Origin of the sequence: Leptospira ilyithenensis, from assembly GCF_004771005.1 — a bacterium.
Taxonomy (GTDB): Bacteria; Spirochaetota; Leptospiria; order Leptospirales; family Leptospiraceae; genus Leptospira_A; species Leptospira_A ilyithenensis.
Window position 1 is genome coordinate 79732 of the sequence record NZ_RQHV01000062.1, and the last position, 20588, is coordinate 100319.

The 20588-nt window shown below is 40.9% G+C and carries 19 protein-coding genes; 11 read left to right on the top strand and 8 right to left on the bottom strand.

Annotated features, from left to right (window positions below; genetic code table 11):
* The first annotated feature begins 92 nt into the window (after nucleotides 1-92).
* The 3 genes from EHS11_RS17045 (at nucleotide 93) to EHS11_RS17055 (ending at nucleotide 2835) form a co-directional block, all read left to right on the top strand.
* Complete coding sequence (locus EHS11_RS17045; RefSeq protein ID WP_135765585.1) at nucleotides 93-1211, top strand: LIC11274 family protein; 1119 nt, start codon at nucleotides 93-95, stop codon at nucleotides 1209-1211.
* 111 nt (nucleotides 1212-1322) lie between these two features.
* Nucleotides 1323-2123, top strand: coding sequence for a lysophospholipid acyltransferase family protein (locus EHS11_RS17050; RefSeq protein ID WP_135765918.1), 801 nt, complete (start codon nucleotides 1323-1325; stop codon nucleotides 2121-2123).
* Between the two features lie 91 nt (nucleotides 2124-2214).
* The gene (locus tag EHS11_RS17055; RefSeq protein WP_135765586.1) at nucleotides 2215-2835 is read left to right on the top strand and encodes a response regulator; all 621 of its coding nucleotides are present in this window, start codon (nucleotides 2215-2217) and stop codon (nucleotides 2833-2835) included.
* A gap of 5 nt (nucleotides 2836-2840) precedes the next feature.
* Here the strand turns inward: EHS11_RS17055 and EHS11_RS17060 are convergent, their stop codons facing one another.
* Nucleotides 2841-5213: a dual specificity protein phosphatase family protein gene (locus EHS11_RS17060; RefSeq protein ID WP_135765587.1), complete on the bottom strand. Its 2373-nt coding sequence runs from the start codon at nucleotides 5211-5213 to the stop codon at nucleotides 2841-2843.
* Nucleotides 5214-5325: 112 nt separating this feature from the next.
* Between EHS11_RS17060 and EHS11_RS17065 the strand changes: the two genes are divergently transcribed.
* A complete protein-coding gene (locus EHS11_RS17065) occupies nucleotides 5326-5643 on the top strand; it encodes a 7(1) septoil knot domain-containing protein (RefSeq protein WP_135765588.1) in 318 nt (105 codons plus the stop codon).
* Here EHS11_RS17065 and EHS11_RS17070 read toward each other — a convergent pair.
* The gene (locus EHS11_RS17070; RefSeq protein ID WP_135765589.1) at nucleotides 5623-6246 is read right to left on the bottom strand and encodes a DUF2889 domain-containing protein; all 624 of its coding nucleotides are present in this window, start codon (nucleotides 6244-6246) and stop codon (nucleotides 5623-5625) included. The genes EHS11_RS17065 and EHS11_RS17070 overlap by 21 nt on opposite strands.
* Before the next feature lies 1 nt (nucleotide 6247).
* Nucleotides 6248-8227, bottom strand: a complete 1980-nt coding sequence (locus tag EHS11_RS17075; RefSeq protein WP_135765590.1) for an LTA synthase family protein — start codon at nucleotides 8225-8227, stop codon at nucleotides 6248-6250.
* Between the two features lie 93 nt (nucleotides 8228-8320).
* On the opposite strand from EHS11_RS17075, the gene EHS11_RS17080 reads away from it, so the two are divergent.
* The 7 genes from EHS11_RS17080 (at nucleotide 8321) to EHS11_RS17110 (ending at nucleotide 15799) form a co-directional block, all read left to right on the top strand.
* Nucleotides 8321-9766, top strand: coding sequence for an acetyl-CoA carboxylase biotin carboxylase subunit (locus tag EHS11_RS17080; RefSeq protein ID WP_135765591.1), 1446 nt, complete (start codon nucleotides 8321-8323; stop codon nucleotides 9764-9766).
* The gene (locus EHS11_RS17085) at nucleotides 9763-10254 is read left to right on the top strand and encodes an acyl-CoA carboxylase biotin carboxyl carrier protein subunit (protein WP_135765592.1); all 492 of its coding nucleotides are present in this window, start codon (nucleotides 9763-9765) and stop codon (nucleotides 10252-10254) included. The genes EHS11_RS17080 and EHS11_RS17085 overlap by 4 nt, the downstream gene beginning before the upstream one ends.
* Before the next feature lie 87 nt (nucleotides 10255-10341).
* On the top strand, nucleotides 10342-11868 hold the full coding sequence (gene omp85 / locus EHS11_RS17090; RefSeq protein ID WP_135765593.1) for an Omp85 family outer membrane protein: 1527 nt from the start codon (nucleotides 10342-10344) through the stop codon (nucleotides 11866-11868).
* A 13-nt stretch (nucleotides 11869-11881) separates the two neighbouring features.
* Nucleotides 11882-12559, top strand: coding sequence for a surface adhesin Lsa25 (gene lsa25, locus EHS11_RS17095; protein ID WP_135765594.1), 678 nt, complete (start codon nucleotides 11882-11884; stop codon nucleotides 12557-12559).
* 131 nt (nucleotides 12560-12690) lie between these two features.
* A complete protein-coding gene (gene omp85, locus EHS11_RS17100; RefSeq protein WP_135765595.1) occupies nucleotides 12691-14223 on the top strand; it encodes an Omp85 family outer membrane protein in 1533 nt (510 codons plus the stop codon).
* 13 nt (nucleotides 14224-14236) lie between these two features.
* Nucleotides 14237-14914 (top strand): surface adhesin Lsa25, encoded by a 678-nt coding sequence (lsa25, locus tag EHS11_RS17105; RefSeq protein WP_246048014.1) that lies wholly within the window; start codon nucleotides 14237-14239, stop codon nucleotides 14912-14914.
* Nucleotides 14915-15067: 153 nt separating this feature from the next.
* Nucleotides 15068-15799: a hypothetical protein gene (locus tag EHS11_RS17110; RefSeq protein ID WP_135765596.1), complete on the top strand. Its 732-nt coding sequence runs from the start codon at nucleotides 15068-15070 to the stop codon at nucleotides 15797-15799.
* Nucleotides 15800-15906: 107 nt separating this feature from the next.
* Here EHS11_RS17110 and EHS11_RS17115 read toward each other — a convergent pair whose 3' ends face one another.
* From EHS11_RS17115 to EHS11_RS17135, 5 genes are all read right to left on the bottom strand, one after another.
* Nucleotides 15907-16302 (bottom strand): LA_2478/LA_2722/LA_4182 family protein, encoded by a 396-nt coding sequence (locus EHS11_RS17115; protein ID WP_135765920.1) that lies wholly within the window; start codon nucleotides 16300-16302, stop codon nucleotides 15907-15909.
* A gap of 102 nt (nucleotides 16303-16404) precedes the next feature.
* Nucleotides 16405-17040 carry a ribosome biogenesis GTP-binding protein YihA/YsxC gene (gene yihA / locus EHS11_RS17120; protein WP_135765597.1) on the bottom strand — a complete coding sequence of 212 codons (636 nt, stop codon included), beginning with the start codon at nucleotides 17038-17040 and terminating at the stop codon, nucleotides 16405-16407.
* Nucleotides 17037-18035 (bottom strand): tRNA lysidine(34) synthetase TilS, encoded by a 999-nt coding sequence (tilS, locus tag EHS11_RS20355; protein WP_281282587.1) that lies wholly within the window; start codon nucleotides 18033-18035, stop codon nucleotides 17037-17039. The genes yihA and tilS overlap by 4 nt, the downstream gene beginning before the upstream one ends.
* A gap of 8 nt (nucleotides 18036-18043) precedes the next feature.
* Nucleotides 18044-18361, bottom strand: a complete 318-nt coding sequence (locus EHS11_RS20360) for a PP-loop family protein (protein WP_135765599.1) — start codon at nucleotides 18359-18361, stop codon at nucleotides 18044-18046.
* Complete coding sequence (locus tag EHS11_RS17135) at nucleotides 18358-20286, bottom strand: GAF domain-containing SpoIIE family protein phosphatase (RefSeq protein WP_135765600.1); 1929 nt, start codon at nucleotides 20284-20286, stop codon at nucleotides 18358-18360. Before EHS11_RS17135 ends, EHS11_RS20360 begins: the two co-directional genes overlap by 4 nt.
* Nucleotides 20287-20588 lie beyond the last annotated feature (302 nt).

The window sequence follows — 20588 nt, forward strand, 5'->3', positions numbered from 1 at the left end:
AATCCAATATCATATTTCTCCGATAATCCTCACAGGGGCATCCCTGAAATTACTTGTAAGATTCTTCCCAAGAAGGAAATTACGGAAACGGAATGAACGGCAGCATTATGAAAAAATCCTTTCTGATCCTAATTATGACTCTTGCTACGCAAAACTTTCTTTTTGCGGAAGCTGTCTCCAATAAGTCTTATAAAAAGCGTATCGAACTACTTACTTACTTACGCGAGTTAGAGCCGATCGTCAAAAATTTCCGAGGGGAAGACCCGGAAGGCAATCCTGCTCCACTCAATGCGGCAGAAGGAAAAGAAGGTTTTCGCCTCAAAAAATATCTGGAAGCCAAGCGGATTTACCAGGAAGGGCTTCAGTATTATTTTGAAGGAAACTACGTTGCTTCCTACCAAAGGTTCTTAGAATGCCAGTTAGGTGTTGAGAAAATGTTGGAAGAGTTATCTCAAGTGTACATCCTGCGTGCGGAAGAGATGATGAAAGTGGCGATGGAAAGAAAAAATGCCAACAACCCTTTGGACAAAGCCTTGCTTGATATTTCCATTGAATATGGAAAAGGTTCTTATTTCCGATCGGATGTAATGGATCAACCGAGAGAAGCTCCTTTTTCGCGCAGAATGTATGATGCAAAAGAAGTTCATTATGTTTATAACAAATACACCATTGAAAAAAACATGGAATTGGGTTACAGACATTTGGGTCTTGCAAAGGATGCTAGGATCAACGCTCTTAAAGTGGAAAGAAATTTGGAGAAACACCAAAAGCTCCAACCTTCTCATAGAAAGTTCCGTATTGAAAACTACTTCGGTTCGATCAGCCTTTCCCGTGATTCCAAAGCAAATGCGATCAACATATACAAGTTAAAGTATCCTTACGACAATTATTTCCTGAACAATTCTCAAGCAAAGTCGGAGCCGATGCGTGATGAAAACGGCAATTTCTCCGAAAGTCAACCGGTGAAAGTGGAAGGAGTTACTTATGATTTCAGTAACAACCCTTACATTCGTTTTGATCATAGACTCCAAGCCATGTTTGATGTCCGTATTCCGGAAGAATATAGAGTCGATTATGCGGACACCCGCGGTCGTATCTATGAAATCGATTCGAACAATATGGTATTCTTGAAATATGATCAGGAAAGAAAGAAGGCTTTGAATATCCCCGCAAAACCTGCAACGCCGGCGGGCAATACTCAAGCGCAATAAAAATTTTTCTTTCCGTTTAGTTTATAGTTGTTCACTCACATGTGAAGAAAGCCACAGAAGACTGTGGCTTTTTTTATTTCCTCACAAACCTATTTCCCTCTAACTGTCCTTGTGGTTAAAATTCCAATTCTTGATAATTTTTTAGTAAGAAATTTACATGGGCAACCTGCAAGCTACGGACATCTTGTAATGAAGGTTTATTTCCGAGTAATTCCTCTTGTTATGGGGAAAGCCAGTCCTTATATGATGAAAGGAGTCTGGAAAGCCGCTAAAGGTGACTCAGAGGCGAGGATTGATTCCTTCTTGGAAGGCTCCAGGCTTTGGGGTGAGGACGTCAGGCAGTATACAAAGTCAAAGGTGATTTTATTCAATGCGATCAATCCTCCCGAAAAGGGACATTTGATTTTTTTGAATCATGTAAACGAGATGGACTTTCCTTACGATTGTTATGTGATTCGCAAACCTTATCTTGCCAACCAAGTAATCAAAAAGACGGTCGTTGCTTATTGGTGGATGCTTGCGATGGGTTCGCAGGTATTCGATAACTCCAAAGCAAGGACAATTGCCATTTCCGTAAGGAATTTGTTAGGTGGTATTAAGGAAAATTCCTTTATCGTCTATCCGGAAGGTCGTAATACTTATACAGAAGAAATCCAGCCCTTGAAAAAGGGAATGATCAAAATAGCATTCGATCAAAAGATTCCTGTTTATGTAGTATTGAAATCCGGGATTTCAAATTACCAAAAAAAACCTAAAAACAATACGATTGGCTATCTGGAATTAGGCACGATCCTTCCCGAAGACTTTCCCAATTATGAAGAGATGCAGGCTCACTTGCAAGAGCGGATGATTACAAAAAAGAAAGAGTTAGATGTTCTTCTTGAGCAAGAACTGATGAAATCCCTAAACTAAAACCGGTGTAGGAAGAACTTTTCCTACATTTTCCACAGAATATTAGTTGTTGTCCGATATATATATTGATAGCATTGCGTATAATAAGTATATGTTTAAAAATAAAAAGCGAGTTTTTATAGTTGAAGACAATCTTCTGATTCGAACGGCAGTTAAGCGGGCACTTGCTGCAACTGAAGAATTTGAATTGGTAGGCGAGTGGGATGATAACGTCGGTCTTGCCAAACAAATCGGTCTTACCAGACCTGATATTTTACTTTTGGATCTTCGTCTGAAAGAATCGGACGGTTTGGAAATTCTTCCTGACCTAAAGAAAAACTTTCAACTTATGAAAATCGTAGTCTATACGATGAAAGACGATATGGTGACTTTCCGAAATGCGGTCAAAGCCGGTGCGGACGGATACATTCTCAAGTCCGACAACCCTCTTACCTTAGGCGCAAGTTTGCAAGTGGTTATGGATGGAAAGTTTGTTACTTCCAAACAGTTTTCTCAAAATTCTAAAAAACCGGAAGGGGATTCCAAGTTCAATTCATTGGAAATATCCATCATCGGACAATTGAAACAAGGTCATACATTGGCGAAAGTTTTGGCTGAAGCAAATATTTCCAAAGAACAATTGGAAGAAGTTCTAATCAGTTTGAAGGGTAAGTTCGATGTAAAATCTTTTCCCGAACTGGTTCGAATCATCAGAGAAAAAGTAACAGCTTAAAGTATCTATTCGGTTTGTTTGTTTTCCTGGAATTCTTTCTCGAATTCATTTAGGTACTTTTCCTGTTCTCTGGATTCTACTGCTCTTTCGCTTCTGGATTCTCTTACTTTTTGAATCGCCTCTTTGGCAGTCATTTTTTCTTTCCCGATCAAATACCCTGCCGCAAGTGTGCCCGATCGCCCGAGCCCTCCTACACAATGAATCAGTATTTTTCCCTTTTGCTGAAGAGCCTTTTCCATCCATTTTATCGTTTCGTGAAATGAATGTAAGGTGGGAACCCTTTGATCCAAGGTAGGGAGATAAAATGTTGCAAACCCCGCATTTGCATATTCCTTCTTCATTTCGGGAACACCATATTCCGTATACTCCTGTTCCGTGATGAGACTGATCACATGAGTTACCTTTTGTTTTTTCATCTCCTTTATATCGTCGCTTAAACTTCTGCCTCTGTCTTTTCTGCCGGGTAGAATGGTGAGGCCGATATTTTGAATCAGCTCCGAATTGTTTTTTCCTTCTCCTTTGAGAAAATCAATTCGCAATGTTTTCGATTTTTGAATGTATTCCCTGATTTTATCAATTAAAACGGTTCCGGTGAAGAGCGCCCATTTTCTCTGAACCTCATTACTTTCGTCGAAAGAAAGAGTGTGCATCGCATAACGCAGTAATCCCACATGGGTTTGATAAGGATCCCGATCCATTTTGATCAAAGTAGGATACAAGGATCTGAGTTTGGCGATCACCCGATATGCTTTTCGCAGTTTCGGATTTGAAAGCAAAAAGGGAACGTCAAACGAAAGAGGAACTCCCAGGTCTTCTTGACTTGTAAGAATCCTGGTCAATTCCATTGCCTCTTTCAATTCTTCTTCCGTTTCGATCTTTGTAAAAATATAGAGAATATCATTTTCCAGTTTGAGCAAATCCCGAAGGATATGGCCTCTATGAGTGTGAAAAAAATCGATCATCCAAACATTGTCCTGAGCATCCAGAATGATATTGGCCCCGTTCAGATCTCCATGAACGTATGCTAGGTTATGATTGATCGCATTGTACTCCTTTAAAACAGTCAGATCTTTTTCATAAAAGATACAAGGATTGGGGGCGGAGACTCCCCGGAGAATTTCAATTGTGTTTCCCGTTTGCAGGCCACCGAGCAGACCTTCGACCCTGGTTCGGACGGATTTTGCATATTTGGATTGAAAATCGTAATACTCAAGTAAGTTTAACTTTTCCGAAGATCCCGCTTGGTACAACCTACCCAATTGCTGTTTGAAAACGATATTGATGACGTTGTCGATTTTTTCAAAATCATCACTCGATCCGTACATCTTTTGAAAAGTGCGGACATTCCCGTCAAGCATCGCCGCATAACGATATTTAATTGCTCCTCTTTCTCCCAGTTCGCAAAAGTCAACGATGGAAGGTGCATTATTTCCTAAAACTTCCTGGATGCGCTCGAAAGATGTACGTTCTTTTGCAATCAGATCCCTGTTTCCTATTTTAACAACACAAGGAACTTGAGTATGTCCCAATACATCCACCGATGTTGATTTGAGTACTACGTTTCCCGAAAAACCGCCGTCCAATGTTTTGAATTCCGCTTCTTTGCAATCTCTGAACAAATAGAGAAGAATATTTTTATCCGCATCCGAGATAGGATATTCGGGGTCCAGTTTCAAATGGTTGGAAGAAACGCGGGAATGAGTTGTGATTTTTTTTTCCAGATCAGGTTGGGATCCGGTGAGAAATTCCGTGAAAGCTCCTATCGAAGGAAAGATCTGAATACCTAATACTTGTTTAAGTTGATCCAAAGCAATGAAATGCATGGAAAGGGAAGAGCTGGCGGTAAGTGCGGAACATACGGCGATATCGAATTCAGGGTATCTTGTTTTTAAATCATAAGCGAGAAAGGTAACTTTCGCTTCGGTCCAGACTCCCGTGATTCCCACTTTTAATTTTTTCCCTTTGTAGGGATGAAGTACTGTTTCCAAATCGGTATCTACAAAATCATTCAATCCCGAAGCGTTTACAATCGAATGCCTATCGGAAAAATCCTGAATCCAGGGTTGAAATACAAATTCCGCTCCTTTTGAATTTTTCAAACAATGATCGCCAAACTGTCGTAAGTGATCTTTTTGGTTTGGAGAGCTCGGGTCATGCCAATCTCTGATATGAATGATTTTCAATCGATTCGGATCGGTCTGATAAGCCCAATCTATCAAAGAATAAACCGGTCCGTGTTCCGTCATTTCACCCAGGAGACGATTTGATTCCGCATAACCTACGTGAAGTGCATTCGGGATGGGATCGTATTTGTCCAAAAGAGCTGTAAAATCATTCTGGAGGCATTGGGTGAATAGAATAGCTTCTTCCTTAGGCATGGAAAAATATTGACCGCCTATTGTAAAAAAATCGAGTTTTTTATCTTATATTACTTGTAAAAGTTTAAAAATGGAAAATATAAATTCTGGTTTCCAAATAAAAGGTCAAAGTATGAAATTTTTTTTAATCGGTTTTTTCGGATTTTTTATATTCAGTCCGGTATTACTAGCAGGTAATATCGGCTCCGATTGCAAATTCAAAGGTCAAAAACTTTTTGGCAAAATTCAGTTTGTAAATTCTTTTCCGGACTTTAAGGTTCAGATTGTAAATAGTTTTCCCGATTTAAAGGTTCAACAGGTTGATTCTTTTCCAAATGATTGCGGAAAATGGCAAGTTGTGAATTCATTTCCCGACTTTAAAGTTCAGATTGTAAACAGTTTCCCTGATTTTAAAATCCAATATGTGAATTCATTTCCCGGGGTTCCGTAAACCGAGTAACATAGTTGTGATGGTAGGTTCTTTTTCCAAAGACTTGCGGCTCTCTTCATTTGAAAATTTTACGTTCATCGTAAAACAACTGTTTTTCATCACTCTGTCCCGGATCCACCATTGATGCACTGCGGCACTTCTCTTTTCGAAAGGTTCCGCATCGGGAGCGTGTCTTTCTTCATTCCATCTATCGGGGATTTGGCGACTCTTCAATTCATATGCGAGTGCGGAAACAAAATTATCCACTGCATAAAAGAGGAGTTGGTCGATTCGAATGCACCCATCTCCCGATTTGGGGATAGATTCCCGGATGGCGATTTCGAGTCCAGGTCTGTTGAATTTGACCCCGTTTAAAAATCCGTATGCGGAGATGGCTCCGGGGCATGTGGCGAAAGGAGTTCTTCTTTCTTCAATTTCAGTATCGATGATTGTTTGTTTGGTGAGATCTATCTCAATGAGTAAACTGATATCATGATAACGGTCATAGATCTTGGATTCGATCACCGCTCGGGAAGGAGACTGATCGAAAAACCACCAGAAAGAAACACTCATATTTCTTTCCAGTCCGACAGGAGTATACTGCATTTTTTTGCGGATTGACATATTATAACATTCCCCCTGGAAAAACCTTGTTTTTGTTCATCAGTTCAATGGATAAATTGAAGTATGCTTTTGCTTTTTGCAACGACGTAGAACATAAAATAGGCGTTTGTTTGCACTTTTCGTTGTCGCCGAGAGGAGGATTTGCGGTAAGAGTGAAATTTTTATTTCCGTCGACCCATTGGACTAGAAATTGATTTTCTTCAATCCAACCGAATGCTACCCCATAGGCAAAGTAGGCGGATTCTTTTGTTTTTCCGGAAGAAAGAAGGTTTTTTCCCATTGCGGAAAAGTAGGTTTCCTTTCCCACCAAACCTAATATAGTCGGTAGAACGTCCAATTGGGATGCTGTTCTTGTGTCCAACTTGGCTTTGATTTTCCCCGGTGCCCAAATCAGGAAAGGAACGTTTCTATCTTCTAAGTAATTCAAATATCTATGATGAGTATGGTCCGCGACGAAAACAAAAATCGTATTTTTGAAATAGTCCGATTTTTCAGCGCGACTGATGAAATCGGAAAGAGCCCAATCCGCATAATGGTATGTATTCAGATAGTCGTAGTCCTGGACAGATGGATCGTAGATTTCAAATTTGGAATCGGGAACTTTGTAAGGGTAGTGTGTTGTCATCGTCAGGATCGTTCCCAAAAACGGTTTTCCATTTTTATTGGAAATGCTGATTTCATCATGAAGTACTTCCAATATATCCCTATCGTCATAACCCCAGGCTCCGATCTTAAATCGGTGTTTTTTTTCAATTTCCTTTTTGCCGATTATTTTTTGAAAGCCCCAATGAGGAAGGATGGTTCCGAGACTGTCGAATTGCAAATCGTCGCCGGTTATGAATATGGTATCGTATCCCCAGCGTTTGAATACGTTTCCCAAACCGGAAAAATTTCCGAGCACCTGATGAGTGCGAACGGCTGTTAGTCCCGGTCTGTCGGGAATTCCTGTCAGCATGGAAAGTAATCCGTTGGATGTCCTTCCTCCGTTGGCAAAAAATCTTTTAAAACTATGTCCTTCTTTGGCAAGTTTATTATAAAAAGGGGTGAGTTCTTTTCCGTGTATGATTCCGTCGCCGATCGGCCAAACGAATTTCCCCGTCCAGGACTCCTGCAAAATCAAAACGATGTTTGGTGGTTTTGATTTGTTCGTTTCCAATTGTTTGCGAAGAAGAGGATAATTGGGAAGGTTTACAAATTCGGCTTCGGGATAATCAATTTCATTCCGAACCAATGCATAGGATTCACTCAAATCCATTTTCAACTCTTTGGGGATGGACTGACTTTTGAGGTCCATGATAGTCGTATAAATCCCGTTCAACGGAATATTGTTTACGAACGTATCTTCGGAAAAAATCGCATTGCTTGCTCTTAGAGGAGTTTCCTGAACTCCTCCTCTTGTGAGTATGATGGTAAGAAAAAAAGCTAAGGACAGTGAGATAAAAAATTTATAAAATGAAAAAGGTTCGTTCCCTTGGGGAAGAATCCATTTTTGATAGCCGTAAAAGGAAACCAGAAGAAAACCGATGATCCCTGAAATGATAAGAATCATCACAATAGGGCTTTCATGGATCGCAGATCGAATGAGTATCGGCATGTCTGCTAAGAAGACGATTGCTTCATAGCCGATATGTTTGTTTGCATTTTCATAATAGAGCATATCTCCCGAAAGATGAGCGATACTCCAGGCAAATATCAGGATGGGTGGAAAGGACCAAAGGATACGATAGGAACGAAACCTGTTTAAGATGCTGAGTTTGGAGAGAATATAGAAGGCTCCTAGAAGCATTCCCGTCGTTGCCAAATCAAAACGAAGCCCTACCGCAAACGCATGTAAGATGACACTAAGCTGGAAGGATTCTAGTCTGTAAGAATATGCAAAAAGAAAAATAATTCTGAAAATTGTGAATAATGACAAAAAGGATAGGGAGTATCCCAGAAATAATTTATCCGAAAAGGACAAATTGCGATATAGTAGTTTCATTCCGATCCAAGACATTTGAAAAAAGAGAGCGGTCAACTCGCTTCCAAACATTGTTGATTTATTTTCTGTGGAATTGGACTCTGATTTTTACTCATGTCTCACATTAAAAAAATCTTAATCGCAAATCGGGGTGAAATTGCAGTTCGAGTCATTCGCACTGCAAAACGCTTGGGAATCAAGACTGTTGCCGTTTATTCGGATGCCGACCAAGATAGTCTCTATGTGAAACTTGCGGACGAAGCGATCCATATTGGTCCTCCTGAGCCAAGGCTGTCTTATTTGAATCAGGAAATGATCCTCAAGGCTTGTGAAGATTCCGGTGCGGATGCAGTTCATCCAGGTTACGGATTTCTTTCTGAAAACGCTGAATTTGCGGAAAAGCTTTCCGTAAAAGGAATTAAATTTTTAGGTCCGAAACCTTCTTCCATTCGGGCAATGGGAGACAAGATCGGATCACGCTTGTTAGTTGCAAAGTTCGATGTTCCCATCGTTCCGGGATATGAAGGCGAAGACCAATCCATGGATCGTTTCAAAAAAGAAGCTGACAAAATCGGTTATCCCATTATGGCAAAAGCGAGTGCCGGCGGCGGCGGGAAAGGAATGCGCAGAGTGGAATCCGCTTCGGAATTGGAAGAAATGATTTTGTCCGCAAAAAGGGAAGCATTGTCAGCTTTCGGAGATGATCGTATCCTTTTGGAGAAATATATTTCCAATCCGCGCCATGTTGAATTTCAGATTTTCGGAGATCAGCACGGGAATGTAATCCATCTGCACGAAAGGGATTGTTCTTTGCAAAGAAGGCACCAGAAGGTGATCGAAGAAACTCCGGCGCCCCATTATCCGGCTTCTTTGAAAGAACAGATGGCAAAGGCCGCCGTCCAAGCGGCAAAATCCGTTTCTTACGAAGGAGCGGGCACCGTCGAATTTATATTAGGTGAAAAAGGTGAATTTTATTTTTTGGAAATGAACACCCGTTTGCAGGTGGAACATCCTGTTACCGAGATGACTACAGGTCTTGACCTTGTGGAATTGCAAATCCGTGTGGCGGAAGGAGGCAAACTTCCCGAAACTCCGGAGCAGACAGGTCATGCCATCGAGGTTCGGATTTATGCGGAAGATCCTTCCAACGGATTTTTACCTTCCATCGGAAAAGTCCACGCGCTTCAATTTCCGACAGGAGAAGGAGTCCGCGTGGATTCGGGGATTGTATCCGGATCGGAAATCTCATTGTATTATGATCCTATGATCGCAAAACTGATAGTATGGGATGAAACCAGAACCAAAGCCATTGATAAATTGGTACAGGTGTTAAAAGAGACAATCGTTTTTGGACCTATAACAAATATTAGTTTTTTGAAAAACCTGGCGGATGCGAAAGGATTCAGAGAAGGCAAGGTTTCCACTCATTTTATTGCGGGGAACGAAGAAGAACTACTCCGCCAAAATGTTTCTTTCCCCGTTCGATTGGCACTGGCAGGTCTTGCCGGTGCGGAAACTAAAATAACAGATCCTTGGGTGAGTTCGGGAGAGTCTGCATGATGCTTCGATTGGATACGCACGAGGGTGAGCTTTCCCTTATCTTTTCACATAACAACGTAAAGATCATTCATGGTCGGAAGGTTGAAACCGTTTCTCTTCTCAAGATCAAAAGTAAAACAAACGAGTCTCCTTTCGGAGGACAGATTGTATTTGAAACCGGAAGTATTCTTACCTACTTGCAAGTTCGAAATGAAATTTTCCTACATTATCTGGGGGACACCTGGTCCTTTCGCAGAAAGGAAAGAGAGTTGGCCTTGTCCGGGAACGATTCTCCTGAGATCAAAAGCCCGATGCCCGGAAAGATCATACAGATGTTTGGTGAGCCAGGCAAAAAATTTTCCCGAGGAGAAACCATTCTGATATTGGAGGCAATGAAGATGGAAAATGCGATCAAAGCACCTTTTGATTGTCAGGTGAACCAGGTTTTGAGATCGCAGGGAGAAATCGTGCAACAGGATGAGCCGTTGATTTTATTAGACAAAATTTAGCCAAAAAAGGCAAATTGTGTCAAAATGATTTGACAAGCTCATCTAACATAGCAGAGTCTGACAACCTATATAGTGAACGAGTCATCAATGAATCTATCTTTGTTTCGGAAATTTTTATTTCTGTCCATTCTCATATCTACTTTTGCCCTTTCTGCTCAGGAAAAGCCTGAATTAGAGCAAGCGCCAACCGTAAGACCGGCCCGGGCCGATTTGCCCTTTGAAATTTCTGAAAAGAAACGATTGAGTGAAAGGGACTTAAAGATTAAAAAAGAAGGCGGATACATTACCGGTCTTCCTTTGTTGAATTCCGATCCCAACAACGGTATCGGTTACGGAGTCAGGGTTTTTTATTATTACAACGGGGAAAGGTCAAGACCCCTATTTGAATACACCCCTTATAAATATAGAGTTTTCGTTCAATATTTCACTACAACAAAGAGCAACCAATATCAGGATTTAAGTTTTGATGCTCCTTTTATCTTTGATACGAAATGGAGAGTGCGTTCGGATTTGATTTATGAAAAAAACCCGAACTTGCTTTATTTCGGAATGGGCACGGAAACTTTGAAACCTCTCTCCTATCTGGAAAGAAACGATCCTTCCGGAAGACAGATTCGCAATGCCGGTTTCAGTGATTATTCCGATAGTTTAATGTACCGCAGACCGGGCGGATCCGGAGAACAGTACAATACTGTCACAGACAATAAATACAATCGTTATGAATTGGAAAACCCGAACTGGACATTCTCCGGTGAATATTCTTTCTTCGGAGGAACGGTTCGTACGATTGCAGGTGCCAGAATCTCCAGACAAATCATTCGTACATATGATGGAAAATGGCAGGATTCCAAATTCGGAGGTTATGACCAGTTGGTGGGACTTCCTCTCAATATCCTTGCACCTAACGAAGAAATTTCCACTCCGGAAGGAACTACTAAAGTCACGGAAGAAAACAAGGCTGGAAATATCATAGGTTTCAAGGGAGGAAATGTCAATACCGGGCGAGTTGCGATTGTATATGATACTAGAGATTTCGAACCGGACCCGAATCGTGGTTTGTTTTTGGAAGCCACTCATGAAAGATCGCTTCGTGCGATAGGTTCTGATTTTCAGTTTAACAAAAATTATGTTTCCGCTCGCGGATTTGTCAGCCCCGTGGAATGGTTTACAAAAAAACCTCATGTCCTCCTGGAAAAACTGGTCTTGGGCGCCAAAGGCGCAATGGTTCAAACAAATGGAGATGCTCCTTTTTACGAAATGAGAAATATGTGGGGAACGGAAGTCACTCAATCCGGTCTCGGAGGAAGAACCACTTTAAGAGGTTACAAACAAGATCGATTTGTAGGTCAGACAATGGCTTATGCCAACTTTGAAATTCGCTGGAAATTCGCATCAATCGATGTTGCCAAACAACATTTTGACTTTCAATTGGTTCCGTTTTATGATGTAGGTAGAGTTTGGGATGCTACGGAAAAAGTGAATTTAAAAGGTTATAAACATTCCCGAGGTCTGGGTTTTAGAATTCCCTGGAACCAAGCAACTGTTATTATCATAGATCATGCTTGGTCTGCGGAAGATTCGCAAACCTTTGTGAACTTTAACCATATATTTTAGGGAAGTAGAGACAATGAAACATAGAAATATAATATTGATAATTGCGCTTTCTGTCGTGATGTTCCTTGTGAATTGCGAAGCGAAGCCTGAAAAAGATTTTTACGGAATCTCGGAAGAAGAAACAAATCTGTTGCTAGCAGGTTTTCTGGCAAATCAAAGTTTGGTGGACACGCGAACGGGGACAGTGCGGGATCCTGCTGCCGGTTTGGAATGGCAAAAATGCTCAGTAGGTCAAGTGTATCGTCAAAGCGAGAACGATTGTCAGGGAGGAGCAGCGGGAACGGTATTGAACCCTCAGGATCCGTATCGTTACGGAGCCCGTCAGTTGGCCTTTTGCGATAGCAAGACGCATGCTTGTAACCGCGTGACAGTACCTCAAGTGTTGCTTGCAGCCTCTGAGATAGCAATCAGTGGAACGAGTGAAGCTTACCATGCTTGTGCTGCACTCGGAACAACCTGGAGAGTGCCAACCCCGATCGAATTGAAACGACTGACAGAAACGGGAAGGATATCTGTATTGAATTATTTTCCATTGACCTTGGAAGCGGAATACTGGTCTTCTTGGTCGAATGAACAGGACATCCCCGGAGAGACGGCAAGATCTATCTCCTTTGACAGATCTACTTTTGGAGATGAAAAGAACACTGTTAAGACGGATCGAAATTATGTCCGTTGCGTTAAAAACTTATAATTTCTGACTTTCGCCTCCCTACGACTTCCCTACTGCAAGGTAGGGAAGGTTCCCAAAAAATCCTTCCCATTTATACATAATGTAGTAAGACATGACATCGTTAGACAATTTTATAAAAAAATAGGTCAAAAATGTTCAAATATATAACAAGAAGTGTCATACTTCTTCTTTTTTTACTATCTCTGGGGATTATGGCACAGCCAAAAACGGAGGAGGAGACTGGTCCGCGCGCACCACATCCCGGTCTTCCTTTTGAAATTTCTGAAAAGAAACGGTTGAGTGTCAGGGATGTAAAAAACAAAAAAGAAGGCGGATACTTCACCGGTCTTCCTCTTGTGAACTCCGATCCTAACGTAGGGATCGGTTATGGAGCGAGGGTCATTTATCTGAATAACGGAGGAAGAGATAATCCATTATTCGAATATACTCCTTATCGTTATCGAATTTTCGCTCAGTATTTTAACACAACCAAAAATGCTCCTTACCATTGGTTGAGTTTGGACGCACCTTATATCTTTGATACAAAATGGAGAGTGCGTGCCGATTTGGTTTATGATAGAAATCCGAACACATTGTACTTTGGAATCGGAGAAAAAACACTTCAACCATTGTCTTATCTGGAAAGAAACGATCCTGCCGGCCGGATGGTGCGAAATGCTCCTTTTGCCGATTATGAGAGCAATTTAGGATACCGTAGGCCGGGTGATGTAGGGGCGGGAGAAGCCCCTTATGTTACCGATTCCAGATACAACCGTTATGATATAGAAAACCCGAACTTCAGCTTTTCCGGTGAATATTCTTTCTTCGGAGGCACGGTTCGTACCGTAACTGGCGTAAGACTATCAAAACAAATCGTACGCACTTATGACGGCAAAACATATGATGCCAAATTCGGCGCATCGGAACAATTAGGCGGAGTTCCTTTGGGATCAGGTTTCTTGGACAATGTTGTAGGAGAACATCTGCCTACTCCCGAAGGGGAAACCCGTTTGACTCGTGACCAAAAAGACGGCAAAATTTTGGGATTCAACGGTGGTACTACAAATACGGTTCGTGCAGGGGTTGTATATGATACTAGAGATTTCGAACCGGACCCAAATCGTGGTTTGTTTTTGGAAGCCACTCATGAAAGATCTGCGAAATCAATCGGTTCCAATTATGAGTTTAACAAAAACTTGGTTTCGGGAAGACTTTTCTTCAGTCCTGTGGAATGGTTTACAAAAAAACCGCCTGAGCTATTGGAAAAATTCGTAATCGCAACAAGAGCAGCTTTGATGCAAACAAACGGAGATGCTCCTTTCTATGAATACCGAAATATGTGGGGAACTGAATCAAACCAATCGGGGTTAGGTGGTAGAACTACGATTCGCGGTTACAAACAAGATCGATTTGTAGGTCAGACAATGGGTTATGCCAACTTTGAAATTCGCTGGAAATTCGCATCGATTGATATTTGGGGCCAACATTTTGATTTTCAATTGGTACCGTTTTACGATGTAGGTAGAGTTTGGGACGTTACGGATCGTGTAAACTTAAAAGGTTATAAACATTCCCGAGGTCTGGGTTTTAGAATTCCCTGGAACCAAGCAACTGTTATCTATGTTGATTATGCAGTGTCGAAAGAAGATTCACAGGCCTTTGTGAACTTTAACCATATATTTTAGGGAAGTAGAGACAATGAAACATAGAAATATGATATTGATAATTGCGCTTTCTGTCGTGATGTTCCTTGTGAATTGCGAAGCGAAGCCTGAAAAAGATTTTTACGGAATCTCGGAAGAAGAAACAAATCTGTTGCTAGCAGGTTTTCTGGCAAATCAAAGTTTGGTGGACACGCGAACGGGGACAGTGCGGGATCCTGCTGCCGGTTTGGAATGGCAAAAATGCTCAGTAGGTCAAGTGTATCGTCAAAGCGAGAACGATTGTCAGGGAGGAGCAGCGGGAACGGTATTGAACCCTCAGGATCCGTATCGTTACGGAGCCCGTCAGTTGGCCTTTTGCGATAGCAAGACGCATGCTTGTAACCGCGTGACAGTACCTCAAGTGTTGCTTGCAGCCTCTGAGATAGCGATCAGTGGAACGAGTGAAGCTTACCATGCTTGTGCTGCACTCGGAACAACCTGGAGAGTGCCAACCCCGATCGAATTGAAACGACTGACAGAAACGGGAAGGATATCTGTATTGAACTATTTTCCATCGACCTTGGAAGCGGAATACTGGTCCTCTTGGTCGAATGAACAGGACATCCCCGGAGAGACGGCAAGATCTATCTCCTTTGACAGATCTACTTTTGGAGATGAAAAGAACACTGTTAAGACGGATCGAAATTATGTCCGTTGCGTTAAAAACTTATAACATAAAAACAGAATGCACCCTGGTTTTGCGGGGTGCATCGAACGGACTTGTTTGTAAGTCCCGAATACCTCAAAAAATCTTTCTTTTTTCCCAAATTATTGTAATCTAATTAGTAGATCCTCCGAAGTACCACTTAGAATCATAGGAGTAGGTATGAATTCGATCGGACTGACCAATCAGAAGGCAAACCCAAACGGTCTTTATGCAGACCGACGCGTGAGCTATGTTGGTCATGGTCAGTTGGAAAGTGCTCCTGAGACTTTTTCCGCATTGCATGTGATTTCTCATGAATTGGGACACGCGCAGGAATTTCGTAACCAAGCGTTTCGGGACGGCTCCGAAGTCAGATCTCTTGATGTTAAAATCAATTACGAATTAAGAGATGGTCGTCTGGTTGCTGTTAGTGGAGAAACATCTGCCATCACCCAAAAACGAAAGGAATCTTCTCCTGGGGATTTTTCCCTTCAGCCATACTCGGATGGCAAATCGTTCCAAGATATTTTCTCCGCCAAGTCCAAAGAAGAAGATGAAAAGAAGGCTGAAAAGAAAGACAACGAATTGGTCGGAAGAGTGGAGCATGAGAAGAAAGAAGAGTTGGAAACCCGTATAAAAGAATTGGAAGTTCGTCTTGATTCGGAAAAACAAAAGGAAATATCCGAGAACAAAGGGAATCTTCCTATAGAACAGGACTCTAAATCAAAAGAGATCGCTCAGGAAAAGAGAAGACTGGAAGAGGAAGTTCGATTTCTTAAAATGAAGGAAGAGATCAAGGAAACCTTTTCTATGTTAACCGACATCCGCAAAATGATGGTGTCCAACGTATTTGGAATGATGCAGGTTGCAAATGATTCCAAACCTGGTCAGTTTTTCGAAGCATTTATCTAATTATCTCAAAAGTTTTTAAAAAATCTACGGTTCATATTTTTTTAAGTGAAGTGAACTTAAGGAAGGAAGAATCTCGAAAACGAATCAACGTCTTCGAGATGAAAGTTTTAGTTGGAATATTTTTCCATATTTTCACAACCGGGAATGCTTACTTTTCCTTTGGAACCTTTGTAAAGCTCACAGGATGTTTTTTCCAAAGCGGAAATACAGGTTTCAAATGTGCTTACCATCTCTTCCGTTACTTCTTTTTTCTCAATGGCACGTTTCTTTTGTGCCTCGTCAAACTTCTCTTTGAAGAAAGCTACGCAGTTTTCTTCGGATTGCATGAAAGAAGGAATCATATTGCGGTAAGCGGGAGGAATTTTTGCAAACTCGTCTTTCGTGCATTCAATGGATTTGCTGCACATTGCTTTTTGAAATTTAGGCGCGAGTTCTAAAAGTTTCGCTTCAGGAGATGCGGAACCTTTGCAAGCGGAAAGAAATAGTAACCCAAGGGATATCATTAAAGAAACGGCTTTGATTTTCATGTATGGACCTTTTTGTAAATTTATTTATCAAGTAGGGAAGGGATCTTTCAAACAGGAAATCATTTTTTGTTTTTATTATCACACTGGAATGGTCTGGACTTTGCTGAGAATGAATTTGCGCATCTCTCCGATTCCCTTTCCCGTAGTTGCAGAAACGAAAAAAAGCGGGAAAGGGTAGCCCAGCTCGTTCATCACAGCTTCCATTTCCTTTTGAATCGCATTTCTGTCTTTTTGATTGAGCTTGTCTATTTTTGTACGAACCACTACGGGAAGGATTTTTTTCAATGTAGCGGTTTCGATCATTTGAACTTCTTCCTCCGGAAAACTTCTTTGCGCATCGCAGAGTATGAAAAGAACTTTGAGAGATGTGATTTCATTCAGAAACTGATCCAATAAGTTCATCATATCCTTATGTTCTTTATGGGATGCTTTCGAATAACCAAATCCAGGTAAGTCGATGAGCGAAAATCCTGCCTTTGTTGAGAAGACGTTGATCAGTCTTGTTTTGCCAGGAGTTTTAGAAACTTTGGCAAGTCCTTTGCGATTTGTAATTGAATTCAAAAGAGATGATTTCCCCGAATTGGAACGACCGATAAATCCAAGTAAGGTTCCTTCCGGGAGAGGAGTCTCGGGAGAAATTTTAGAAATCGAAGTACTGAAACTCGTCTCCGGGAACGGCACTTCTTCGTGATAGATGGGTTTGTTCGGATTCATAAGAACTTGTTCTGCCAGTTTTGCGGAAGATCCTTTAAATTAGAATCAAAGAAAGAAAATAAGATTTGGATCGGTTTGCCTTCGTAATATAAAATTGGGATATTTTCTCTGATAAAAAAAGGAATCTTCTTTTCCCGCAAACATTCCGAGATTTCCTTTTTGCCTATGGAAACTTGGATTTTTTCGCCCGGGCGTGAAATTTGAAATGATAATTTTCCATTTATATTCGGAATCCTTCTTTCCTGATCATTCCATCGGATGTATAAATTGTTTCCGTCCGCTTGGGAAATAGGGATTGAAAACAAAGGAGATGAATTGTCCATTATCCAAGTATCACCTAATTTCGATTTGTAAATGGTAAAGAGTTTGTTTTGTAAAAATGCTCTTTCTCCTGCTGTTTGTCGGATGAAATCTTCGAAAGGTGCTTTGTATACGGAAGGAAAACCCAAAAGCTCCAGATGGAAATCCAGGAGAGTTTTCTTTTTTTCTTTGGAAGAATGAATCCATGTTTGGTGAGGAATCAAAAAGTGTTTTGCTTTGACGGAGTTTTTTTTCGGGAGTGGTTCCGAATTCCGTTCTATGTAAAAAGATAAAAATGTTTCGAACTCGGTTTTTTCCCAAGAATGAAAATTCCAGTAAATGGAGTAGTAGTTTAGATTTTCTTTTTCCAAAAGAGGTAGAATTTCATTTCGAATCCTGTTTCTTTTGAATTTTGAATCCGCATTGGATTCGTCTTCATAGACCGGATATGATTCCACGATCCGGCTGTAACAATCCACTCTTTCCTTATCTTCTAAAAAAGCCAAAGGCAAAAAGCGATTGGGACTAAGAGGGGGTAGGGTTTGCAATGCGTTTTTCCCTCCTCCCCGCGTGAGATGAAGCAAAATAGATTCGAAATAATCTCTAGGATGATGTCCTGTTGCATAATATGTGTTATGCGAATCTGAAAGCTGGTTTAGTTCTTCGTAGCGGGCGATTCTCCCCGTTTCTTCCAAACCTTTTTTTAAATGGGAAGCAAGCTCAGGAATTTTTTTTTTATAAATGAAAAATCGGAAAAACGGGATCGGATGAATGTTTCCATTTGTTTTTCTTCGTCCTCATTGTTTCTGATTTCGTGATTGAAATGAAATACATAGGGAGAAGGACAATTGTACTCTTTGTGCAGATATTCGTAGAAAAACAAAACAAGAGTGGAGTCTTTTCCTCCCGAGTAAGAAACGATGGTTTTTGTTTTTTGCAAAAGATTTAAACTGTTTCTCCCCATTCGACGAAGGAGTGATTCGAAGTGGGATCGTAGTTCTTGAGAAAGTTTGTATTTCATAATTTGCGAATCGCCACCATGGTGATATCGTCGTGTTGTTCCGCTTCCATTGTGAAATTTCGAATTTCGTTGTAAATCCTTTCCAATTGGTTCTTCGGTTCCAGAGACAAAGAAGATAAAAAACTTTCCTGCAATCTATGGTCACCGTATTGTTCTTCCGATTGGTTTAGTGCTTCGGTGACTCCGTCCGTAAACATGAGAAGCGTGTCATTTTTTTTCAGATCGATGGAGTCTTCATTTTTGAACTGGGATATATCTCCGGTGATTCCGAGAATGACTCCTCCTGTTTCCACAATTTCAAGGGAATTTGTTTTGTTTCTATGAATGTAAAGTAATCCGTGGCCAGCGCCGGAAACAAGCATTTGATTTGTTTCCAAACTCCAGCGAATCAAAATCAAACTCATAAATCTGGGAGTGGCCGCGTCTTTGTAACTGGTATACAGATAACTATTGATATCGTTTACTATCTCCCAGGGAGAATCTTTGACTCGCACCAAAGAATGCAATATGGTTCGCACCGTTGCCATAACAAGTCCTGCGGCAACTCCTTTCCCGCTCACATCTCCGATACATAAGAATAATTCCTTGCCATTGGGAGATAAAATAAAGTCGTAATAATCTCCTCCGATTCCCCGCGCAGGAACCATGAATCCGCCAAACAGAAGATATTTGGAATCGGGAATCTTTCGGGGGAGGAGGGTTGCCTGAATTTCTTTTGCGATTTCAATTTCCTTTTCCAGTCTTTCTTTTTGGGAAAGGTTCTGATAAAGATTCGCATTTTCCATTGTTATGCGGGCAAGGGAAACGAACGCATTCAAGGCTTCCAGTTCGTCTTGGGGAAATCGGGAATCCGGCTTTGCCAGGGTAAAAATACAATCGGTTCCGTTTTCAAGACTGATCGGAATGATCACTACTTCTTTCCCGATCACTCCGATGGATGCGAAAACCGGATAGTCGCTCGGATCAACAGTGATTGTTTCTTTTGCATGCAATAGATGAATGACAGTCGAAACATCCACAGTGTTTGTTTCGGTGCTGATATGAAAATTTTCCAAATCACGTATCAACTTGAATACTTTTACTTTCATCGACTTGACAGGCTTTTCAATCAAACAGGCTACGGAAGATTCTACGATTCCGGATAATGTCAAGAGAATCATTCGAATCATCTCATCATGATTGTCCAGATAAAGTTTGCTGAGAGTCAATGCGGCAGTATGAAGGCTTTGAAAATTTTTAGATTGGTTTTGCGATTTGGAGTAGAGTAGGGAATTGCGAAGTGAGACCGCAAATTGCCCGACTACCAATTGTAAAATTTCCTGGTCTTCCAAATAAACGGAATAATCATCCTCTTCATAATCGACAGCTAACATACCTACTGCGGTATTTGCATAGATGATAGGAATCACCAATTGGGACTTGGTTCCTGTGAGTTCCGAATAGAATTTATAGAACGGATGTATTTCATCTTCCAGAACATAAAATCGGGATTCCCTTTTGGCCATGGATTCGATCAGAACACCGAAACTTAAATCATAATCCAAACGAATACGTTTGATCGCTCTTTGCAGGCTTTTTTGTTTTGCAGTATAATAGGCCAGTCTGATTTCACCTAACTCAAGGTTTGTGATGAATATTGCAATTTTATCTCTTTTTAATCTTTCAGTGATCAGTTCCGTGAATCTGAATAACAAATCTTCCAATCCCATGGAAGAGTTGAATAAGGAAAGACAATCCAATAGGAATTCCGTTTTTTCCTGTGAGGTGAGTATGTTTTTGCCGACTCTGGTTATTTTACGTTTTTCTAATATCCATTCCCGATCGCAGGTTCTGCAGTAAAATCTTCCGCGTCTTGTGACTCCGTCCGGGACTTCAGGTTCCTGACAGAGCAGACAAAGCGTTTCTTCCACGGGGTCTTGGTTCATTCGGGTTGGATCATATAGGAACTTCATTCAAACATTCTACAAGTATTTTCCAAAAAAAGAGAAGAGAGCTGGTACGATTCGTGCTTAATGTATAAGCAAATGTTAGTTTTTCTATTGTATTCGAGAAAAACTACGCCTAAATGAACAAAAAATGAATAAAATGCCTATTATTTATGCATTGAAGCTAGCTATTGAGCATTTGCTATTGCGTTTTTTTTATACATACCGTAAACTTTAAGAGCAAAATATTATGAATTCAAAGAAAATCAATCCGATCCAATCGATCCACGATGTTGCTACAG

Bases quoted from the DNA above. Each gene is read 5' to 3' on its own strand.
- EHS11_RS17045 (WP_135765585.1), top strand. From the start codon at position 93: ATGAACGGCAGCATTATGAAAAAATCCTTTCTGATCCTAATTATGACT.
- EHS11_RS20360 (WP_135765599.1), bottom strand. From the start codon at position 18,361: ATGAAATACAAACTTTCTCAAGAACTACGATCCCACTTCGAATCACTC.
- EHS11_RS17060 (WP_135765587.1), bottom strand. From the start codon at position 5,213: ATGCCTAAGGAAGAAGCTATTCTATTCACCCAATGCCTCCAGAATGAT.
- lsa25 (WP_135765594.1), top strand. From the start codon at position 11,882: ATGAAACATAGAAATATAATATTGATAATTGCGCTTTCTGTCGTGATG.
- EHS11_RS17135 (WP_135765600.1), bottom strand. From the start codon at position 20,286: ATGAACCAAGACCCCGTGGAAGAAACGCTTTGTCTGCTCTGTCAGGAA.
- EHS11_RS17065 (WP_135765588.1), top strand. From the start codon at position 5,326: ATGAAATTTTTTTTAATCGGTTTTTTCGGATTTTTTATATTCAGTCCG.
- lsa25 (WP_246048014.1), top strand. From the start codon at position 14,237: ATGAAACATAGAAATATGATATTGATAATTGCGCTTTCTGTCGTGATG.
- yihA (WP_135765597.1), bottom strand. From the start codon at position 17,040: ATGAATCCGAACAAACCCATCTATCACGAAGAAGTGCCGTTCCCGGAG.
- omp85 (WP_135765593.1), top strand. From the start codon at position 10,342: ATGAATCTATCTTTGTTTCGGAAATTTTTATTTCTGTCCATTCTCATA.
- EHS11_RS17115 (WP_135765920.1), bottom strand. From the start codon at position 16,302: ATGATATCCCTTGGGTTACTATTTCTTTCCGCTTGCAAAGGTTCCGCA.
- EHS11_RS17080 (WP_135765591.1), top strand. From the start codon at position 8,321: ATGTCTCACATTAAAAAAATCTTAATCGCAAATCGGGGTGAAATTGCA.
- omp85 (WP_135765595.1), top strand. From the start codon at position 12,691: ATGTTCAAATATATAACAAGAAGTGTCATACTTCTTCTTTTTTTACTA.
- EHS11_RS17075 (WP_135765590.1), bottom strand. From the start codon at position 8,227: ATGAAACTACTATATCGCAATTTGTCCTTTTCGGATAAATTATTTCTG.
- EHS11_RS17085 (WP_135765592.1), top strand. From the start codon at position 9,763: ATGATGCTTCGATTGGATACGCACGAGGGTGAGCTTTCCCTTATCTTT.
- EHS11_RS17070 (WP_135765589.1), bottom strand. From the start codon at position 6,246: ATGTCAATCCGCAAAAAAATGCAGTATACTCCTGTCGGACTGGAAAGA.
- EHS11_RS17110 (WP_135765596.1), top strand. From the start codon at position 15,068: ATGAATTCGATCGGACTGACCAATCAGAAGGCAAACCCAAACGGTCTT.
- EHS11_RS17055 (WP_135765586.1), top strand. From the start codon at position 2,215: ATGTTTAAAAATAAAAAGCGAGTTTTTATAGTTGAAGACAATCTTCTG.